This window comes from Acinetobacter sp. A1 (assembly GCF_012371315.1).
GTDB lineage: Bacteria > Pseudomonadota > Gammaproteobacteria > Pseudomonadales > Moraxellaceae > Acinetobacter.
Window position 1 is genome coordinate 56,582 of sequence record NZ_JAAZQY010000008.1, and the last position, 17,208, is coordinate 73,789.

13 protein-coding genes and 2 tRNA genes are annotated in these 17,208 nt (G+C 44.1%); 6 read left to right on the forward strand and 9 right to left on the reverse strand.

The window, feature by feature from the left end:
• Window positions 1-140: 140 nt before the first annotated feature.
• Window positions 141-2,699: a penicillin-binding protein PBP1a gene (gene ponA / locus HHA41_RS04835; RefSeq protein WP_168460762.1), complete on the forward strand. Its 2,559-nt coding sequence runs from the start codon at window positions 141-143 to the stop codon at window positions 2,697-2,699.
• Window positions 2,700-2,805: 106 nt separating this feature from the next.
• Here ponA and HHA41_RS04840 read toward each other — a convergent pair whose 3' ends face one another.
• The 8 genes from HHA41_RS04840 to HHA41_RS04875 form a co-directional block, all read right to left on the reverse strand.
• Window positions 2,806-3,609 (reverse strand): putative RNA methyltransferase, encoded by an 804-nt coding sequence (locus tag HHA41_RS04840; protein ID WP_168460764.1) that lies wholly within the window; start codon window positions 3,607-3,609, stop codon window positions 2,806-2,808.
• Between the two features lie 73 nt (window positions 3,610-3,682).
• Window positions 3,683-4,801 (reverse strand): phospho-N-acetylmuramoyl-pentapeptide-transferase, encoded by a 1,119-nt coding sequence (gene mraY, locus HHA41_RS04845; protein WP_168418907.1) that lies wholly within the window; start codon window positions 4,799-4,801, stop codon window positions 3,683-3,685.
• Entirely contained in the window at window positions 4,802-6,211 is a 1,410-nt protein-coding gene (gene murF / locus HHA41_RS04850) for a UDP-N-acetylmuramoyl-tripeptide--D-alanyl-D-alanine ligase (RefSeq protein WP_168418906.1), read from the reverse strand.
• Window positions 6,212-6,220: 9 nt separating this feature from the next.
• Window positions 6,221-7,714, reverse strand: a complete 1,494-nt coding sequence (locus HHA41_RS04855) for a UDP-N-acetylmuramoyl-L-alanyl-D-glutamate--2,6-diaminopimelate ligase (RefSeq protein ID WP_168418905.1) — start codon at window positions 7,712-7,714, stop codon at window positions 6,221-6,223.
• Between the two features lie 10 nt (window positions 7,715-7,724).
• On the reverse strand, window positions 7,725-9,548 hold the full coding sequence (gene ftsI / locus HHA41_RS04860) for a penicillin-binding protein PBP3 (RefSeq protein WP_168418904.1): 1,824 nt from the start codon (window positions 9,546-9,548) through the stop codon (window positions 7,725-7,727).
• A gap of 12 nt (window positions 9,549-9,560) precedes the next feature.
• Window positions 9,561-9,887, reverse strand: a complete 327-nt coding sequence (gene ftsL / locus HHA41_RS04865; RefSeq protein WP_168418903.1) for a cell division protein FtsL — start codon at window positions 9,885-9,887, stop codon at window positions 9,561-9,563.
• Between the two features lie 11 nt (window positions 9,888-9,898).
• Window positions 9,899-10,810: a 16S rRNA (cytosine(1402)-N(4))-methyltransferase RsmH gene (gene rsmH, locus HHA41_RS04870; RefSeq protein WP_168418902.1), complete on the reverse strand. Its 912-nt coding sequence runs from the start codon at window positions 10,808-10,810 to the stop codon at window positions 9,899-9,901.
• 197 nt (window positions 10,811-11,007) lie between these two features.
• Window positions 11,008-12,021, reverse strand: coding sequence for a sulfate ABC transporter substrate-binding protein (locus HHA41_RS04875; protein ID WP_168418901.1), 1,014 nt, complete (start codon window positions 12,019-12,021; stop codon window positions 11,008-11,010).
• Between the two features lie 497 nt (window positions 12,022-12,518).
• On the opposite strand from HHA41_RS04875, the gene HHA41_RS04880 reads away from it, so the two are divergent.
• From HHA41_RS04880 to HHA41_RS04900, 5 genes are all read left to right on the forward strand, one after another.
• Entirely contained in the window at window positions 12,519-12,815 is a 297-nt protein-coding gene (locus HHA41_RS04880; RefSeq protein ID WP_168418900.1) for a hypothetical protein, read from the forward strand.
• Between the two features lie 140 nt (window positions 12,816-12,955).
• Window positions 12,956-14,464 carry a glutamate--tRNA ligase gene (gene gltX / locus HHA41_RS04885; protein ID WP_168460766.1) on the forward strand — a complete coding sequence of 503 codons (1,509 nt, stop codon included), beginning with the start codon at window positions 12,956-12,958 and terminating at the stop codon, window positions 14,462-14,464.
• Between the two features lie 57 nt (window positions 14,465-14,521).
• Window positions 14,522-14,597, forward strand: a tRNA-Ala gene (locus HHA41_RS04890).
• A 36-nt stretch (window positions 14,598-14,633) separates the two neighbouring features.
• Window positions 14,634-14,709 (forward strand) — tRNA-Glu (locus HHA41_RS04895).
• Window positions 14,710-14,862: 153 nt separating this feature from the next.
• Window positions 14,863-15,204: a hypothetical protein gene (locus HHA41_RS04900; protein ID WP_168460768.1), complete on the forward strand. Its 342-nt coding sequence runs from the start codon at window positions 14,863-14,865 to the stop codon at window positions 15,202-15,204.
• A gap of 122 nt (window positions 15,205-15,326) precedes the next feature.
• Here HHA41_RS04900 and ettA read toward each other — a convergent pair whose 3' ends face one another.
• The gene (gene ettA, locus HHA41_RS04905) at window positions 15,327-16,988 is read right to left on the reverse strand and encodes an energy-dependent translational throttle protein EttA (protein ID WP_096901294.1); all 1,662 of its coding nucleotides are present in this window, start codon (window positions 16,986-16,988) and stop codon (window positions 15,327-15,329) included.
• Window positions 16,989-17,208 lie beyond the last annotated feature (220 nt).

Consider the following 17,208-nt stretch of genomic DNA (forward strand, 5'->3'; position numbering starts at 1 on the left):
CCCAAAAAAATTTAACCTACTAATCTGCGCTGGTCTATAATTTTTTACGGATACAATAATTCATCTAACAATCCGTAAATCTACTCGCTATACTGACCAGCAATTAGTTTGCTATTAGCGCTTATTAAAACGCACTTGTTATGAAAAAGCTATCTTGTTCGGGTCGTGTTCATCCATTTTTTTTGATCATTATTATAATTTTGGTCGCAATACCGATGGGTTTCTATGGCATGTATCTCTATATTGCCCCATCTTTGCCAGAAATGACCACCTTAAAAAAAGCACCATTACTAAAGCCATTACAGGTTTACAGTGCCGATAATGAGCTGATTGCAGAGTACGGTGGCAAACTTTCTGTACCTGTTGATTACGAACATATTCCTGAAAAATTTATTTTAGCTTTTTTGGCTGCCGAAGATTCTGCCTTCTTTGAACACAGTGGTATTAGCTTCAAAGGCCTTGGGCGTGCTGTGAGTGAAGCGGTAACGGGCTCTAATGTGCAAACAGGTGGCTCTACCATTACCATGCAAGTTGCGAAAAATTATTATTTAAGCCCTGAACGCACCCTGAAACGCAAACTGACTGAAATTTTTTTAGCACGTAAAATTGAACAAAACCTGAGTAAACAAGAAATTTTGACCTTATACGTCAATAAAATCTTTTTGGGTAAAAATGCTTATGGTATCGCGGCCGCTGCAAAAATTTATTACAACAAAAGCTTAGAAGAACTCTCTATTGCACAAATGGCAATGATTGCTGGTTTACCCAAAGCACCGTCACGCTATAACCCTGTCGTCAATCCTGAACGTGCTTTAGAACGTCGTAACTGGATTTTAGGACGCATGTTGCAACTGGGGTATATCAACCAAAATGAATACCAAAAAGCGATTGCTGAACCCATTAATCTAGATATGCCTGATCGTAGTATCAGCAATAAACACCCATATATTGGCGAAATGGTTCGTTCAGAATTAGTGAAAAAGTTTGGTGAACAAGCGGTAGATTCTGGCTACAAAGTCTACACCACAGTAGACAGCAAGCGTCAAATGTATGCAGAACAAGCCGTACAGGAAGGTTTGGAGGCCTATGACCGTCGACATGGCTGGCGTGGTGCTGAAGCGCATGACAAGCCTCTTACAGAGTTTCGTGCCTATGCCAATACCTACCCGGCCCAAGTCACGAAAGTGCTGAACAATTCTTTTGAAGCATTAATGCAAGATGGTTCAACCGTAACGGTACCTTGGTCTGGGATGTCTTGGGCACGCCCCTACCGCAATGCCAATAGTGTTGGCAATGCACCCAGTCGTGCTGCACAAGTTGTAAAAGTTAAAGATATTGTACGTTTACGTCCAAATGACAATAAAACCGCTTGGGCTTTGGTACAAGTACCCAAAGTGCAAGGACAATTGGTTGCAATCAACCCCAACAACGGTGCTATTGAAGCGTTAGTCGGTGGTTATAACTTCTATCAATCTAAATTTAACCGTACCTTACAGGGTTGGCGCCAGCCAGGTTCTACCATTAAACCCTTTGTTTATGCACTGGCTTTAGAGCGTGGCATGACCCCACACACCATGGTCAATGACAGCCCCATTACCATTGGTAAATGGTCGCCACGTAACTCCGATGGTCGCCATTTGGGGATGATTCCATTGCGTCGTGCGTTGTATTTATCACGTAACACAGTATCTGTACGTTTATTACAGGACGTTGGGATTGAACGCACCCGTCAGTTGTTTATGGATTTTGGTTTGCAGGAAGATCAGATCCCACGCAACTACACCATTGCATTAGGCACACCACAAGTCTTGCCTATTCAAATGGCGACAGGTTATGCCACCTTTGCCAATGGCGGTTACCGTATTCAGCCACACTTCATTAACCGCATTGAAGATGCCTATGGCAAAGTGATTTACCAAGCCAATCCTGAATATGCTTGCATTGCCTGTATTAATGCCAAAGAACAAACCATAGAAAGTGCCGAAGCCACAACCCCTGATGATGAAGTGATTGAAGTCACCAATCAAAAATTGGCAGAGGCAGAAGTTGCGCAAGATTCAAAAATTTTGGCAGAACGCAGTCAGTACAAACAGGCTCAGCGTATTTTAAAATCTAGTTCTGCCTATGATATGTCCAATATTTTACGTGATGTAATTCAACACGGTACTGGTCGTGCCGCGCTCAGAATTGGCCGTGGTGATATTGGCGGAAAAACAGGAACCACCAATGATGCCAAAGATGCATGGTTTGCGGGCTTTAACAGCAAACTGGTGACTGTGGCCTGGGTCGGGTTTGACCAACCGACCACTTTAGGTCGTCGTGAATACGGCGGTGTGGCTGCTTTACCAATCTGGACAGACTTTATGGGCAATGCGCTCAAAGGCACACCCGAAGCTTGGGTAAGCTTGGACAACAAAGCCAAAGCACCACAGCGTGAGCTGAATCAACTGACCGCAGAACAGCAACAAGATTATCGCGCCTCTCCACCTTTGGCACGTCCGTTGTATCGCCCTGCACCTGCTGCACTGGTACGTGCACCTGAACGTGATTTTGATGACTTGCCAGGCGAGGAAGTGTTGATACCAGACAACAATACGCCACCACCGATGCAAACGCCAGAAAATGCACCGACCAAACCAACGCCTGCACCTAAACCTGCACCCGATGCTTTGGAAAACTTAATTGATGAAGTCTTGTAAGCACAGACACCATCAGCTAGCAAAAAGCCCTCATTCGCAATGATGAGGACTTTTTTATGAGCACAGCTTGGACTTGAATAGCAGCCCGATTTTTAAAACCTAGCGCTTACTTTTTTTGGAACAGGTAAATTTGATGTTGTGCAGATAGTTCAAATTGAGCATGTTGCTCTAATGCCTGACGACGCTCAGGTTTGGCTTTATAGGCATAAGGTGTCATCGCAATCAAATGTTTTAAATCTGTTTGACTGAGCTGTAACGGTGTCTTCACCACACTGGCATCCACCAATTCAAAAGCATCTTGCAATTGGGTAACAAATTTTTCAGGTTCATGCGGTTTAACATCTTCAAACAAGGCCTGACGCATGGCCAGCAAGTGTTCAGGCGCTGGCGTAACCACCAGCAAATAACCTTGTGGCTTGAGTACCCGTAAAATTTCCTGCTTAGGTATTGGACTAAACAAACTGCTGCAAACATCAATGCAATGATCCAACACAGGCAAAGTTGCACCTGTACCCACCACCCAAGTCACTTCTGAATTCAGTTTAGCCGCCACTTGTACTGCATTTTTGGCAATATCTACCCCTACACATTGCATGACTTCAGCTTGCATAGCTGCAGTGTAATAACCTTCGCCACAGCCAATATCCAACAGATTTTCTATACGTAGTTCACGCAATTTTTGTACCACTGCCTGTTGCAAAGGTGCATAGTGCCCCGCACTTAAAAAGGCACGGCGTGCCTGTACCGAAACAGGTGTATCTCCTGGGTTTTTACTGTGTTTATGCTGCACGACATGCAAGTTGACATAGCCTTGTTTCGCGACATCATAACTGTGGTTGCTGGCACAGCGCCACGTTCTGTCATGCAGTTGTAAGACCTGACGACACACAGGACACATCAGCAGATTCATGATTTTCTCCAAAGCAGGCGGCATAAAAAAGTCGGCAGGTGCCGACTTTTCAAGGTTTTTCGGTTCTTTTGGCTTAGCGTAATTTTAAGGTCATTAGACCCAAAACCACCAGCATAATTGTAATAATCCAGAAGCGAATCACCACTTGGGTCTCACGCCAGCCTTTCTTTTCGTAGTGGTGATGCAACGGCGCCATTAAAAAAACACGTTTATTGCGCATACGCAGTGAACCAATTTGCAAGAATACCGAAATGGCTTCCACCACAAATACACCGCCCATAATCGCAAAGACGATTTCCTGACGTACCATTACAGCAATAGTACCCAGCATTGCCCCCAAAGACAGTGCGCCCACATCGCCCATAAACACTTGTGCAGGATGCGCGTTATACCACAGGAATGCCAAGCCAGCACCAATCATTGCTGCGCAGATCACCACCAGTTCAGAGGCATATTTCACATAAGGAATATGTAGATAATCTGCAAAGCGAACATCCCCCGCCAAGTAGGCAAATACGCCCAAACCTGCAGCAACCAGTACGATTGGCATAATTGCCAAACCGTCTAAACCATCGGTCAGGTTGACTGCATTCGAGGCACCGTTAATCACCAAATAGGTAAAGATAATAAAGCCAATACCCAATGGAATTAGCGACAAAGGAATGCTGAAATCTTTAAAGAATGGGATCAAGACATCCAGCATATCTGCAGTTTGCGCAGGGTTTGGCTGTTGGGTTGCAATCACATACAACGCAATACCTGCCCCTAACGATGCCACCGAAGTCCAGAAGAACTTTTTACGTGCTGGCAAGCCAGCATTGTCTTTGTAGCGAATTTTAATCCAGTCATCCGCCCAGCCTACAGCGCCAAAGATCACCATGACCGCAAGTACAATCCAGACATAAGGGTTAGATAAGTCTGCCCATAACAACGTGGAAATACCAATCGAGAGCAGGATTAATACCCCACCCATGGTAGGTGTACCCATCTTTTTGGCATGTCCTTCTGGTGCATATGAACTAACTGCTTGACCGTATTTCAATGCTTGCAGTTTACGAATCATCACAGGGCCAAGCACCAAGCCAATGCCAAGTGCAGTCAATACACTCAGTAATGAACGTAATGTTAAATAACGAACCACTTGAAACGAACTGTGATAGCCCGCAAGCTGTTCAAATAACCATAACAGCATTTAAATTTTCTCCATCAATGCAGCCATCAACGTTTCCATATGGGTATAACGAGAACCTTTAAATAGGAAACTCATGGACTGAGGTTGATGTGTTTTTACCAGATCAATTAAAAATGGCAAGGCTTGTTCCTGGGTTACAAAGGCCTGTAATTTTTTTCCAAATTGGGTGCTACGTGCGCCCTCTTGAGTCGCAGGTGAAAATTCACCCACAGCCACCACAAAATTAATGCCACGAATAGAAACTAAATCCCGTCCTAGCATATAGTGTTGCTGTGCCGCACTATTGCCGAGCTCACCAATATCACCTATCACCATGACCCGCACACCCGTTTGCTGCGCCAAAACTTCACCTGCAGCACGCATAGAAGTTGGATTGGCATTATAGGTGTCATCAATGAACAAATGTGTGCCTTGATGAATAAAGTTTAAACGGCCTTTGGCCCCTTGTGCTTGCTCCAAGCCCGCCACAATATCATCTAAACTCACTCCAATTGCCAGTGCAAAGGCTGCAGCAGCCGTAGCATTTTTTACATTGTGTTCGCCGGCAAAAGGTAAATTGACCTGACGTATGCCTTGTGCGGTATTTAAGCAAAAACTTGCCGATTGTGGCTGCAACTGAATTTCTGTGGCAAAAACATCACCGCCTTCACCAAAACTTAGACGCTGTTCTGACTGAACGGCTTGTTGAATCTGTTCAGCAAAATCATCGGCAGCAGGCACAATGGCAGTACCTTGTGGTGCAAGATGTGCATAGATTTCTGACTTCGCCCGACAAATGCCCTCACGTCCACCAAATTCACCCAAATGTGCCGTACCAATATTGATAATGCCTGCCACATGCGGCTGCACCAAGTTTGAAGTGTAATCGATTTCACCTTGATGACTGGCACCCAATTCCATTACGGCATATTGATGGCTTGCGTTCAATTCCAGCAACATCATCGGCACTCCCAAATCATTATTCAGGTTGCCACGGGTAATTAAGGTCGGTGCCAAACGTGACAAAATACTGCCGAGCATTTCTTTGGTGGTGGTTTTACCACTGCTGCCTGTTAAAGCAATCACTTTTAATTGTGGATGTTGCTGACGACGAAAGGCACCCAAGTGTCCTAAGGCTAAACGGGTGTCAGATACCACGAGCTGACAAATATCTGCGTCGACAGGCTGGCTGACAATCGCCATTGAACAGCCCTGGGTCGCCACTTGAGCCACAAAGTCGTGTGCATCAAAACGCTCACCTTTTAATGCCAAAAAGGCATCGCCTGCTTCTGCATGCCGTGAATCAGTCAAAATACGTTTAATCTCGCCCTGTGGTGTTTGTCCGTTCAGCCAATAACCTTGTGTTGCCTGTTGCAGTTGTTCTGTAGTCCAAGGTTCTAAAATTGCAGTACTGGTGGTGGAAGTGTGCATACAAATTCCTTATTGCGCAGGGTAAGCAGAAGGTGAGCAATGTTGTGCATCTATCGCAGCTTGCACTTCAATCACATCATCAAACCAGTGTCTTACCCCATCTATTTCTTGATAATTTTCATGACCTTTGCCTGCAATCAACACAATATCACCTGCCTGTGCATGTTGAACGGCATATTTAATCGCTTCGCGGCGATCATGAATTTCATGTGTTTGTGCCACTGACAAATCTACACCTGCCTGCATATCGGCAAAAATTTGCAAAGGATCTTCTGTGCGTGGGTTATCTGAGGTCAAGAGCACGACATTGGCATAATCCAGTGCTGCTTGGGTCATAAGTGGGCGTTTGCCACGGTCACGGTCACCACCACAACCAAATACTGCCCAAAGCTGTGCGCTGACATGGCGTTTTAGGGTTTGCAGTACTTGAATCAAGGCATCTGGGGTATGTGCATAATCCACCACAAATAAACGCTCTGCATCACGCAGCACTTGCATACGGCCTGGCGCACCTTTCAGTTGTGGTACAGTCGCAATCAAGTCAGTCAACTCAAAACCTGCCTGCTCAGCCGCAATTAAACTCGCCACCAAGTTTTCAACATTAAAATGCCCGAGCAATGGACTTTGCACCACATATTCTGCCGTAGCAGTTTGTAAATGGAAACGTACGCCATTCAGACTGTATTCAATTTGCTGTACTTGATAATCAGCCGCTTGCTGAGTTGAATAAGTCAAAATTTTCGGTTGTGCAGGATTCTGCTGCGCAGCTTGCAGCATGATCTCAGCATATTCATCATCCAAATTAATAATCGCGACTTTTAAACTGGCAAACTGAAACAACATGGCTTTAGCGGCAGCATAGGCTTCCAAAGTGCCGTGATAATCCAAATGATCACGGCTCAGGTTGCTGTATACCGCAATTTCGATGTCGCAACCATTTAAGCGACCTTGCTCTAAGCCATGTGAACTGGCTTCAATTGCAGCAAATGCTGCCCCTTGCTGGGCGTAATTGTGCAAAGCATTTTGTAGTTGCAAGGCATCCAACGTCGTGTGCGTTGAAGCTTCTAAATTCGGTAAAATGCCGTTACCTGTTGTGCCCATGACCGCGCAGCGTTGATCTTGCAACATCAACAATTCAGCAATTAAACGTGAAATGGTGGTCTTGCCATTGGTGCCTGTGACCGCAAGTATGCGTGCCAAACGTACAGGTTGCACGGCTTGTAAATATTGTTTTTGCCACTGCCCCATGCGCTGACGCACATCTGACACCACCAAATTATGCGCTACCGCCAATGGTATTTCTGAAATCACTGCCAAAGCACCTTGTGCTAAAGCGGCTTGGGCAAATGCAACGGTTTTTTCAGGCTGTGACAAACTGGTCAGGGCGATAAAAATTTGACCTGAACGTACATGACGGCTGTCCAGTTGAAAGCCCTGAAATTCTTGTGTCATCCAATCTGCAACGCTTGCTGTGCGGTAAATATCTTGAAAGCGAATCGACATGCGTCACCTGTTATGGAGTGTTGGGAGTTTCTAAAGGTTTATCTAAAGGTACGTTCATTAAACGTAACGATTCTTGCATCACACGAGCAAACACAGGCGCTGCCACCAAACCACCATAATACTGACCCGTTGGGTTTTCTACGACCACCACCATCGCCAAACGTGGATCACTCACTGGGGCAACCCCTGCAAATAAAGCACGATATTCAGTTTGTGAGTAACCTTTACGGTCTGCACGAAGTTTATGTGCCGTCCCTGTTTTACCTGCAACCCGATAGCCTGGAATATTGGCTTGACGAGCAGTACCGCCTGGCAAGGTCACCGCTTCCATCATCAGCATCACTTGATCGGCAATTTTGGCATCCACAATTTGCTCACCTTTGGGCTGTTCTTCCAGCTTATATAGGCTAAGCGGCATTTTAACGCCTTTATTGGCCAGCATGGCATAAGCATCTGCCAATTGCAGCACAGTGGCATTTAAACCATAGCCATAGGACATGGTCGCCACTTCTGATACATTCCATTTACTTGGCGGCAAGATTAAACCTGCACTTTCCCCCGGGAATTTAACGGCAGAACGTGCACCAAAACCGAGTCGTTTATAGAAAGTTGGTAAAGTTGCATAAGGCAACGACAAAGCAATTTTCGCCACACCTACGTTAGATGATTTTTGAATAATCCCCGCCAAAGTCAGTGACCCATAATTACGAGTATCGCGAATGGTGTGATTGCCCACCCGCATTGAACCACCACTTAAATTAACCACGGTATTCGGTGAATATTTACCGCTTTCCAGTGCCATTGCCACTGTCATTGGTTTCATGGTCGAACCCGGCTCAAAAGAATCGACCGCGCCACGGTTACGCATCGCATCTTTGTTCGATAAGCTTTTTTTGTCATTCGGGTTGTAAGATGGCCAACTGGTCATTGCCAGAATTTCACCTGTTTTGACATCCACCGCAATTGCAGTTGCCGAACGTGCATTATTGGCGACACCAGCTGCGGTTAATTCACGGTACATAATGTACTGCAAACGTGAGTCAATACTTAAGGTGATATTTTCACCCGGTTCTACTTCTTTAATGACTTCAGGGTCTTTAACTCGGTTGCCTTTTTTGTCACGGATGATTTGCTGTTCGCCATCTACACCAGCCAAACGGGTATTCAGCTGCATTTCCAAGCCTTCAATACCTGTGCCCTCACTGTTGGTCAAACCAATAATTTGTGCATTCGGCTGCGGCTGTGGGTAATAACGCTTATAGTTTTTTTCGGTATATACCCCTTGGAAATTGCGTTTTAAAATCAGTTCTGCCTGTTGCGGTGGCACTTCTTTTTGCAGCACCAAATAACGTGAGCGTGGACGCTCATTCATTTTTTGTTTGAGTTCCTGACGATCCATGCCAACCGCATCGGCCAATTCATCTAAATTTAAGTTTTTATCTGGTAACTGACGACGCAATTTACGGCTAGTCGGATTTTTCTCCAGCTCTGCGGTAATTTCATCAAACAGCTTTTTATTGTCAAAATAATCACGTGGATCAATCACCACTTTCATAATTGGGGTACTAATTGCCAAAGGCACGCCATTGCGGTCATAAATCACCCCACGCATGGCTTTTAGTTTTTCAGTTCTTAAAATATTGGCATTGGCTTTGTTTTGTAAAAAATCATGGTTGATAATTTGCACATAGAATGCCCGCCCCACCAGTGCCACGAACACCAGTAGAACCACGCTCCACATTAAGTAAAAACGCCACATTTCAACATGAATGGCATTTTTTCCAGTGACCGATTGTTGTTTCTTTCGGGTTTGCTTTTTACGCGCATCAACCATGTGCCAGCCGCCTTATTGTTCTGAAGTTGTAGGCAAAGAAATCACCACCGTTTGTGCTGCAGGCGGAGAATACATGCGCAGCTGCGTCACAGCACGGGTACCAATTTGTGCTGTTGCCCCAAAGGTTTGTTGCTCAATCAGTAAACGCCCCCATTCTGCATTTAAGTCGTCACGCTCGCGGTTAAACGAACTGAGCTGACGATAATCATGACGATACTCAAACACTTGAAATACCACCATAATTGCACTAATAAACACCAGTGCCAACAAAATAAAATAAGCGACCATTTTTTTTAGTCGTGATGGCGTTAGATTTTTTTCTACAGCGTCTGTTTTCATTATTGGCCTTTTCAAGCTAATCGTTCTGCAACACGTAACCATGCACTGCGTGAGCGTGGGTTGGCTTTCACTTCAGCATCACTGGCACGTACCCGCGCAATTTTTTTCAGGCGTCTCGTATCTTGTTGCTGTTGTGGCAAGCCCCAGCCCGTATCTTCAGGCAAGCTCGATTCTTTTTGAATAAACTGTTTGATTAAACGATCTTCCAAAGAGTGGAAGCTAATCACCGCCAAACGGCCTTGGGGCTTTAACACCTCGACCGCCTGCGGCAAGAAGGTTTCAATATCTTCTAATTCTTTATTAATCGCAATACGAATGGCCTGAAAGGTGCGAGTAGCAGCGTGTTTGTTCTTTTCCCATTTCGGGTGCGCCACTTTTACAATTTCAGCCAATTGTGCCGTGGTCTCAATATAGCCTGCCTGTTTAATGGCTTTGGCAATACGGCGGCTATAGCGCTCTTCGCCATATTGGAAAATCACATTGGCCAAAGCTTCTTCTGCAATATCGACTAACCATTCTGCTGCAGTTGGCCCCTGAGAGTTGTCCATACGCATATCGAGTGGACCATCTTTCATAAAACTAAAGCCACGCTCGGCCTGATCCAATTGCGGTGAAGACACACCTAAATCGGCCATCACACCATCTACCTGTGTAATGCCTAAAGCATTCAATTCTTGCTGTAGGTCGGCAAAACTGGCATGAATAATCTGAAAACGAGAATCTTGCTGAGCCAATTCCGCTGCCACTGCCAATGCTTGCGGGTCTTTATCAAATGCATAGACCCGTGCCTGTGCATCAAGTTTGGACAATAACAAACGGGTATGACCACCACGACCAAAGGTGGCATCGACATAAATTCCTGTATTGCGATCTGCCAACATGGCATCAACAGTTTCATGAAGTAATACAGAAATATGCGACATAGGGTTCAATCAATACAGCTAAAATGTAACTGCACATTATTACCTTGTTTTGACAAAGCTCCAAACGTCTTTTTGTAGATAAATATTACTTTTCATAGGGAAATCCGTTTTTGGCTTTTTTTAGACACAAAAAAATCTCCGTAGAGATTTTTTTGTGTGTTGATCTGATGATCAATCAGGCGACAGCGAAGTATTGCTTAACGCTTAGAATTATAAATTTGGTCAAAAATCGCACCATTCACAAAGTGTGTTTTTTGTGCATTTGCCCAACCACCAAAAACTTCATCAATAGTGAACGTTTTTAGCTTTGGAAATTGTGCTGCATATTTTGCCAACACTTTTTCATTACGTGGGCGGTAGAAATGCTTAGCTGCCATTTCCTGACCTAAAGGTGAATATAAATAGTTGATATAACCTGTCGCCAACCATTTATTGCCATTTTTCTCTACCGTACGGTCTACCACAGCCACTGAAGGTTCAGTCAAAATAGAAATTGAAGGATAAACAATATCAAACTTGTCTTTACCTAAAGTTTTTAAGGTCACTAAGGCTTCGTTTTCCCAAGTTAAAAGCACATCACCAATGCCACGCTCAGCAAATGTCGTCATAGAAGCGCGTGCCGCAGAGTCCATCACTTTCACATTGTGGTACATCTTGCCCACAAATTCCTGTGCTTTGGCTTTAGAACCACCCGGTTGCTTCTCTGCATAACCCCAAGCCGACAAATACACCCAACGTGGCAAGCCGCCAGTTTTCGGGTTTGGCGTAATAATTTCTACGCCCGGTTTGGTTAAGTCCTTCCAGTCTTTAATCTGTTTTGGGTTACCTTTACGTACCATAAATACGATGGTTGAGGTATATGGCGCAGAGTTATGTGGGAACTCTTTTTGCCAACCTGCTTGGATTTGCCCTGACTTTACAATTTCTTCAATGTCGTTAGCCAAGGCCAAAGTCACCACATCGCCCTTTAAGCCATCTACCACCGAACGGGCTTGCTTGCCCGAACCACCATGCGACTGCTTGAAATTTACAGTGATACCCGTACGTTTTTTCCAGTACTGACCAAACGACTGGTTAAATTCATCATAAAATTCGCGGGTTGCATCATAAGATACATTTAAAAACTGACGATCTGCAGCCTGAGCAGTCGTTGCAGCAAAACCTGTTGCCAATAGCGCAGCAGCTAATAAAGCTTTGAATTGAGTTTTCATTACAGCACACATCATCTTTAAACTGCCGCCAATATATGCAATCCCATCACGCTGCGCAATTCAGTAAAATGAGGCAAAATATCCAAATAATTAAATCATTTCAGCTTAAGCATTTATTTTTATTCACTTTAAAGTTTAAAATCTCGCTTATTCCAAATTTATACCTTTTTTATGAATTGGATATACAAAAATCGAATAATGATTTCAGGTTATTTCGTATTTTTAATCTCCATCAAGCTCATCACAATTGTTCTAACACTATTTTTATTGTGACTTTTGTAACAATCTTCACGATCTCTCCACACTTGTTTGTTACAACATGTTCTAAATGACAGATCATCTGCAAAATCGGTATATAGTCAATCCTGATTATTTACTATTTTGAAAAAAGTGTGACGCAAGTCTACTTTTTGGATGCTTTTTTGTGATTAAATGGTAACGGTATTAGAACAACTTATAAATTGTCAGTGCATTCATAAACAAAGGGGGAAATCAGAATGACATCTAAACTGATCTTGGCAACACTCATTAGCTTAAGCTCACTTGCTACGGTTAGCCATGCTGCAGTCATAAAGTCGGCTGAAACTAAAAGCAGCCTTGCACCTGCAAAAAACTCCCTAATTGAAAAAGCCATTACCCAGCAAAAACAGGCAGACAAGCAAAAATTTGAATCAAATAATGATTTAAAAGTACTGACCTCGATTAATGTTGCACCGACACAAAGCTTCTTTGCTTTGCAAAACCAACGTTTCAGCCGTTTTGTGCAAGCCTTATTCCCGCAAGGCAACTCATAAGCAACACCCAATTTCACTGCCTTTGATCCCCTTTTCAAAAGCAGCCGAACTGCCCAAGTACAGAATGTTGAATTTAACATTAAGTACTTGGGCTTTTTCGTTATAATAGTTTCAATTTACATTTTGAATTATTTTTGGTTATGACTGTTCGTACTCGTATTGCCCCATCTCCTACTGGCTTCCCGCACGTGGGAACGGCTTATATCGCCTTATTTAACTTATGTTTTGCCAAACAGCATGGCGGTGAGTTTATTCTTCGTATTGAAGATACCGACCAACTGCGTTCAACACCTGAATCTGAAAAAATGATTTTGGATTCATTGCGTTGGTTAGGCTTAAACTGGGCAGAAGGTCCAGATGTTGGTGGTCCTCATGCACCATACCGCCAATCTGAACGTATGGACATTTACAAGCAATATGCCTTGCAACTGGTTGAACAAGGCCATGCTTTTTACTGTTTCGCAACTGCAGAAGAACTGGATCAGATGCGTGCAGAACAGCAAGCACGTGGTGAAAGCCCTCGCTATGATGGTCGTGGCTTGAATCTTTCTACAGATGAAGTACAGCGTCGTTTAGCTGCAGGTGAACCGCATGTGATCCGCATGAAAGTCCCAACCGAAGGCGTATGTAAATTTAACGATATGCTGCGTGGTGAAGTGGAAATTCCATGGGCGCAGGTCGACATGCAAATTTTGCTCAAAACCGATGGCTTACCAACTTACCATCTAGCCAACGTGGTAGATGACCATTTAATGCAAATCACTCACGTAATTCGTGGCGAAGAATGGATTCCATCTGCACCCAAACATCAATTGCTATATCAATATTTTGGTTGGGATATGCCTGTGTTGTGTCACATGCCATTGTTGCGTAACCCAGATAAATCTAAATTATCTAAACGTAAAAACCCAACTTCAATTAACTACTACAAAGATATTGGGGTACTGCCAGAAGCCTTACTGAACTACTTAGGCCGTATGGGTTGGTCAATGCCAGATGAAAGTGAAAAATTCACGTTGGCCGAAATGATTGAACACTTTGATATTCAGCGTGTATCACTAGGTGGCCCAATTTTTGATGTAGAAAAATTGAACTGGCTGAATGGTCAATGGATTAAAGCATTATCTCCTGCTGAACTGCTGGATACCTTGCTTGCATGGAAAGCAGATCGTGCCAAGCTTGAAGATATTGCGGCCGCAATTCAACCACGTATTAACTTGTTGTCTGAAGCGGTGAATTGGTCTGCTCATTACTTCAACCATTTCCCAAGCTTGAGCAAAGAACAGTTTGAAAGCAAAAAGCTATCTGAAGAACAAGTGCGTCAAAGTCTGCAATTTGCCATTTGGCGTTTAGAAAGCCTATTTACTTGGAACAATGACACCGTGAGCCAAACTCTCATGGATTTGGCCAACCAAATGGAAATCAAATTGCGTGATTTCATGCCTGCATTCTTTATTGCCATTGCAGGTTCAACTGCATCTACGCCAGTCATGCAAACCATGGTCACCATTGGCCCTGACCTAACTTTTGCACGTTTGCGCAATGCCTTAGAAGTTGTAGGCGGCCCAAGCAAAAAAGAAGTCAAAGTCTGGGAAAAACTGAATGAAAGCATCAAATTGCCGAAAAATGATGCAATTAATCCAGCTTAATTCATTTTTTTGTTGACGTGTGAGCGCAATAGCCCTAATATTGCGCTCACACAGACTGGGGTCATAGCTCAGTTGGTAGAGCGCTACAATGGCATTGTAGAGGTCAGCGGTTCGATCCCGCTTGACTCCACCAAGTTTAAATAAGGCTTTACCTGTGTTGCCTCATCAAGTCCCTATCGTCTAGAGGCCTAGGACATCGCCCTTTCACGGCGGTAACCGGGGTTCGAATCCCCGTAGGGACGCCATATTCAAGATGAATATAAAGCACTTATCTTCATCTTATAAAGAAGCTCAAGCAACGACTTGGGCTTTTTTATTGCCCTGTTTTCTGACAGACTGTTTTTTATTTATCGCACATTTCGTTAGAATAACAATTAGATCAGAATTTTGGAGTTGTAATGCAATACCGATGCCCTAAATGTCAAAGCCCAAAAATCATGCCTGTTGCACAGGCAGGTCAAGCAACGCCACGTCCTGTTGTGCCTAAAAGCTTGGTGATGCTCATTCCTGCGGTATTTGTATTATTGCTTCTGGTTTTAATTAGTATTGCCATGTGGATTTTTGGCGATGGTGCAGGCACGACCTTACAAAGCATTACTGTAGCGGTATTCATTGTATGTGTGATAGCAGGCTTCTTGTTCTACCGTGATTTGCCTGATTTTAAAATTTCCATGCAAGCTTTTATGCAGTCGCAAAAACAATGGAAGTGCCGTGAATGTTCCCATGAGTGGGAAGTTTAAACGCTGCTAGTCTGTTTCAGATTTCACATCCTGCTATTGTCTTGATACTCAATCAGCATGATTGAATGAACACAAAAAACCAGCCCTAAGGCTGGTTTTTTATTTACAAACGTCGGGAATAATTACACACCGATTTTGCGATATTTTTGACGCTTGGTTACTAAGTCATCACCATCACGTTTGCGACGATATTCTTCGAATTCAGTATAGTTACCAGTGAAGAATTCTGGTGTTTCACCTTCGAATGACAAGATGTGCGTTGCAATACGGTCTAGGAACCAACGGTCATGCGAGATCACCATTACAGTACCTGGGAATACCAGAATGGCATCCTCAAGTGCACGTAAAGTTTCGATATCCAAGTCGTTTGACGGCTCATCCAGCAGGATCACGTTAGCGCCCATTTGCAGGATTTTCGCAAGTTGTAAACGGTTACGCTCACCACCCGACAATTGACCCACACGTTTTTGCTGATCTTGACCTTTGAAGTTAAAGCGACCGATATAAGCACGAGATGCGATTTCGTATTCACCTATACGCAAGATGTCTAAACCGCCAGACACTTCTTCCCAAACAGTTTTGTTGTCGTCTAAGGTGTCACGAATCTGACCCACGTAAGCCACTTTAACCGACTCACCCAGCGTTACCGTACCGGTATCTGGTTGCTGTTCGCCAGTCATCATACGGAATAGCGTCGTTTTACCTGCACCGTTCTCACCAACAATACCGACAATGGCACATGGTGGTACCGAGAAGCTCAAGTCTTTATACAGGGTACGGTCGCCGAACGATTTGCTGATCCCTTCAACTTCAATCACCTTGTTGCCCAGACGTGGACCAGGTGGAATGTAAATTTCAGAGGTTTCGTTACGCTGTTGGAATTCACGCGAGTTAAGCTCTTCAAAGCGTTCCATACGTGCTTTGTTTTTCTTTTGCTGACCTTTGGCATTAGAACGAACCCATTCAAGTTCTTTTTTCAATGCTTTAGCAAAAGACTCTTCCTGCTTCTGTTCTTGCTCTAGACGTGCGTTCTTTTGCTCTAACCAAGAAGAGTAGTTACCTTGGTATGGAATACCATGTCCACGGTCAAGCTCAAGAATCCATTCAGCCACGTTATCTAGGAAGTAACGGTCGTGCGTAATCGCGACGATGGTACCAGGGAAGTCTTTCAAGAAACGTTCTAACCATGCAACAGATGAGGCATCCAAATGGTTCGTCGGTTCGTCAAGTAGCAACATATCTGGTTTAGATAAAAGCAAACGGCAAAGTGCTACACGACGGCGTTCACCACCAGAAAGCTTAGAAACGTCTGCGTCCCAAGCAGGCAGGTTCAGTGCTGCAGCAGCTTGATCCATCTGGTTTGCAAGGTTGTGTGCATCCCAAGTTTGAATAATAGCTTCAAGCTTTTCTTGCTCTTTGGCTAGTGCGTCAAAGTCAGCATCTTCAGCTGCATATTCAGCGAAGACTTCATCAAGACGAGCCAAAGCATCAAGTGGCTCACGCAAGCCATCTTCAACGTTACCACGAACGTCTTTGCTTTCGTCCAAAGGCGGTTCTTGCTCAAGATAACCAATTTTGATGCCTGGCTGCGCACGTGCTTCACCCGAGAAATCTTTGTCTACGCCCGCCATAATACGGAGCAACGTCGATTTACCTGCACCGTTTAAACCAAGCACACCAATTTTCGCACCTGGGAAAAATGATAAAGAGATGTCTTTCAGGATTTCGCGCTTAGGCGGAACCATTTTCGACACTCGGTTCATCGTATAAATATATTGGGCCACGTAGGACTCCTCAATAGAAAACCAAATCTGGGGCTCAGATGAGCAGCCCCTGCTCTAATGAGCGAAAAAATAATCGGGTATTATACCTGAATACAGAGAAAAAATAAGACACCCCAAACATCTTGCACGCTTTGTTACAACTCTGTCTTTAAGCTTGCAGCCCGCCCATCTACTTAAGTGCTATATCAACTTTCACGCTAAATATTGCAATATTTTGACG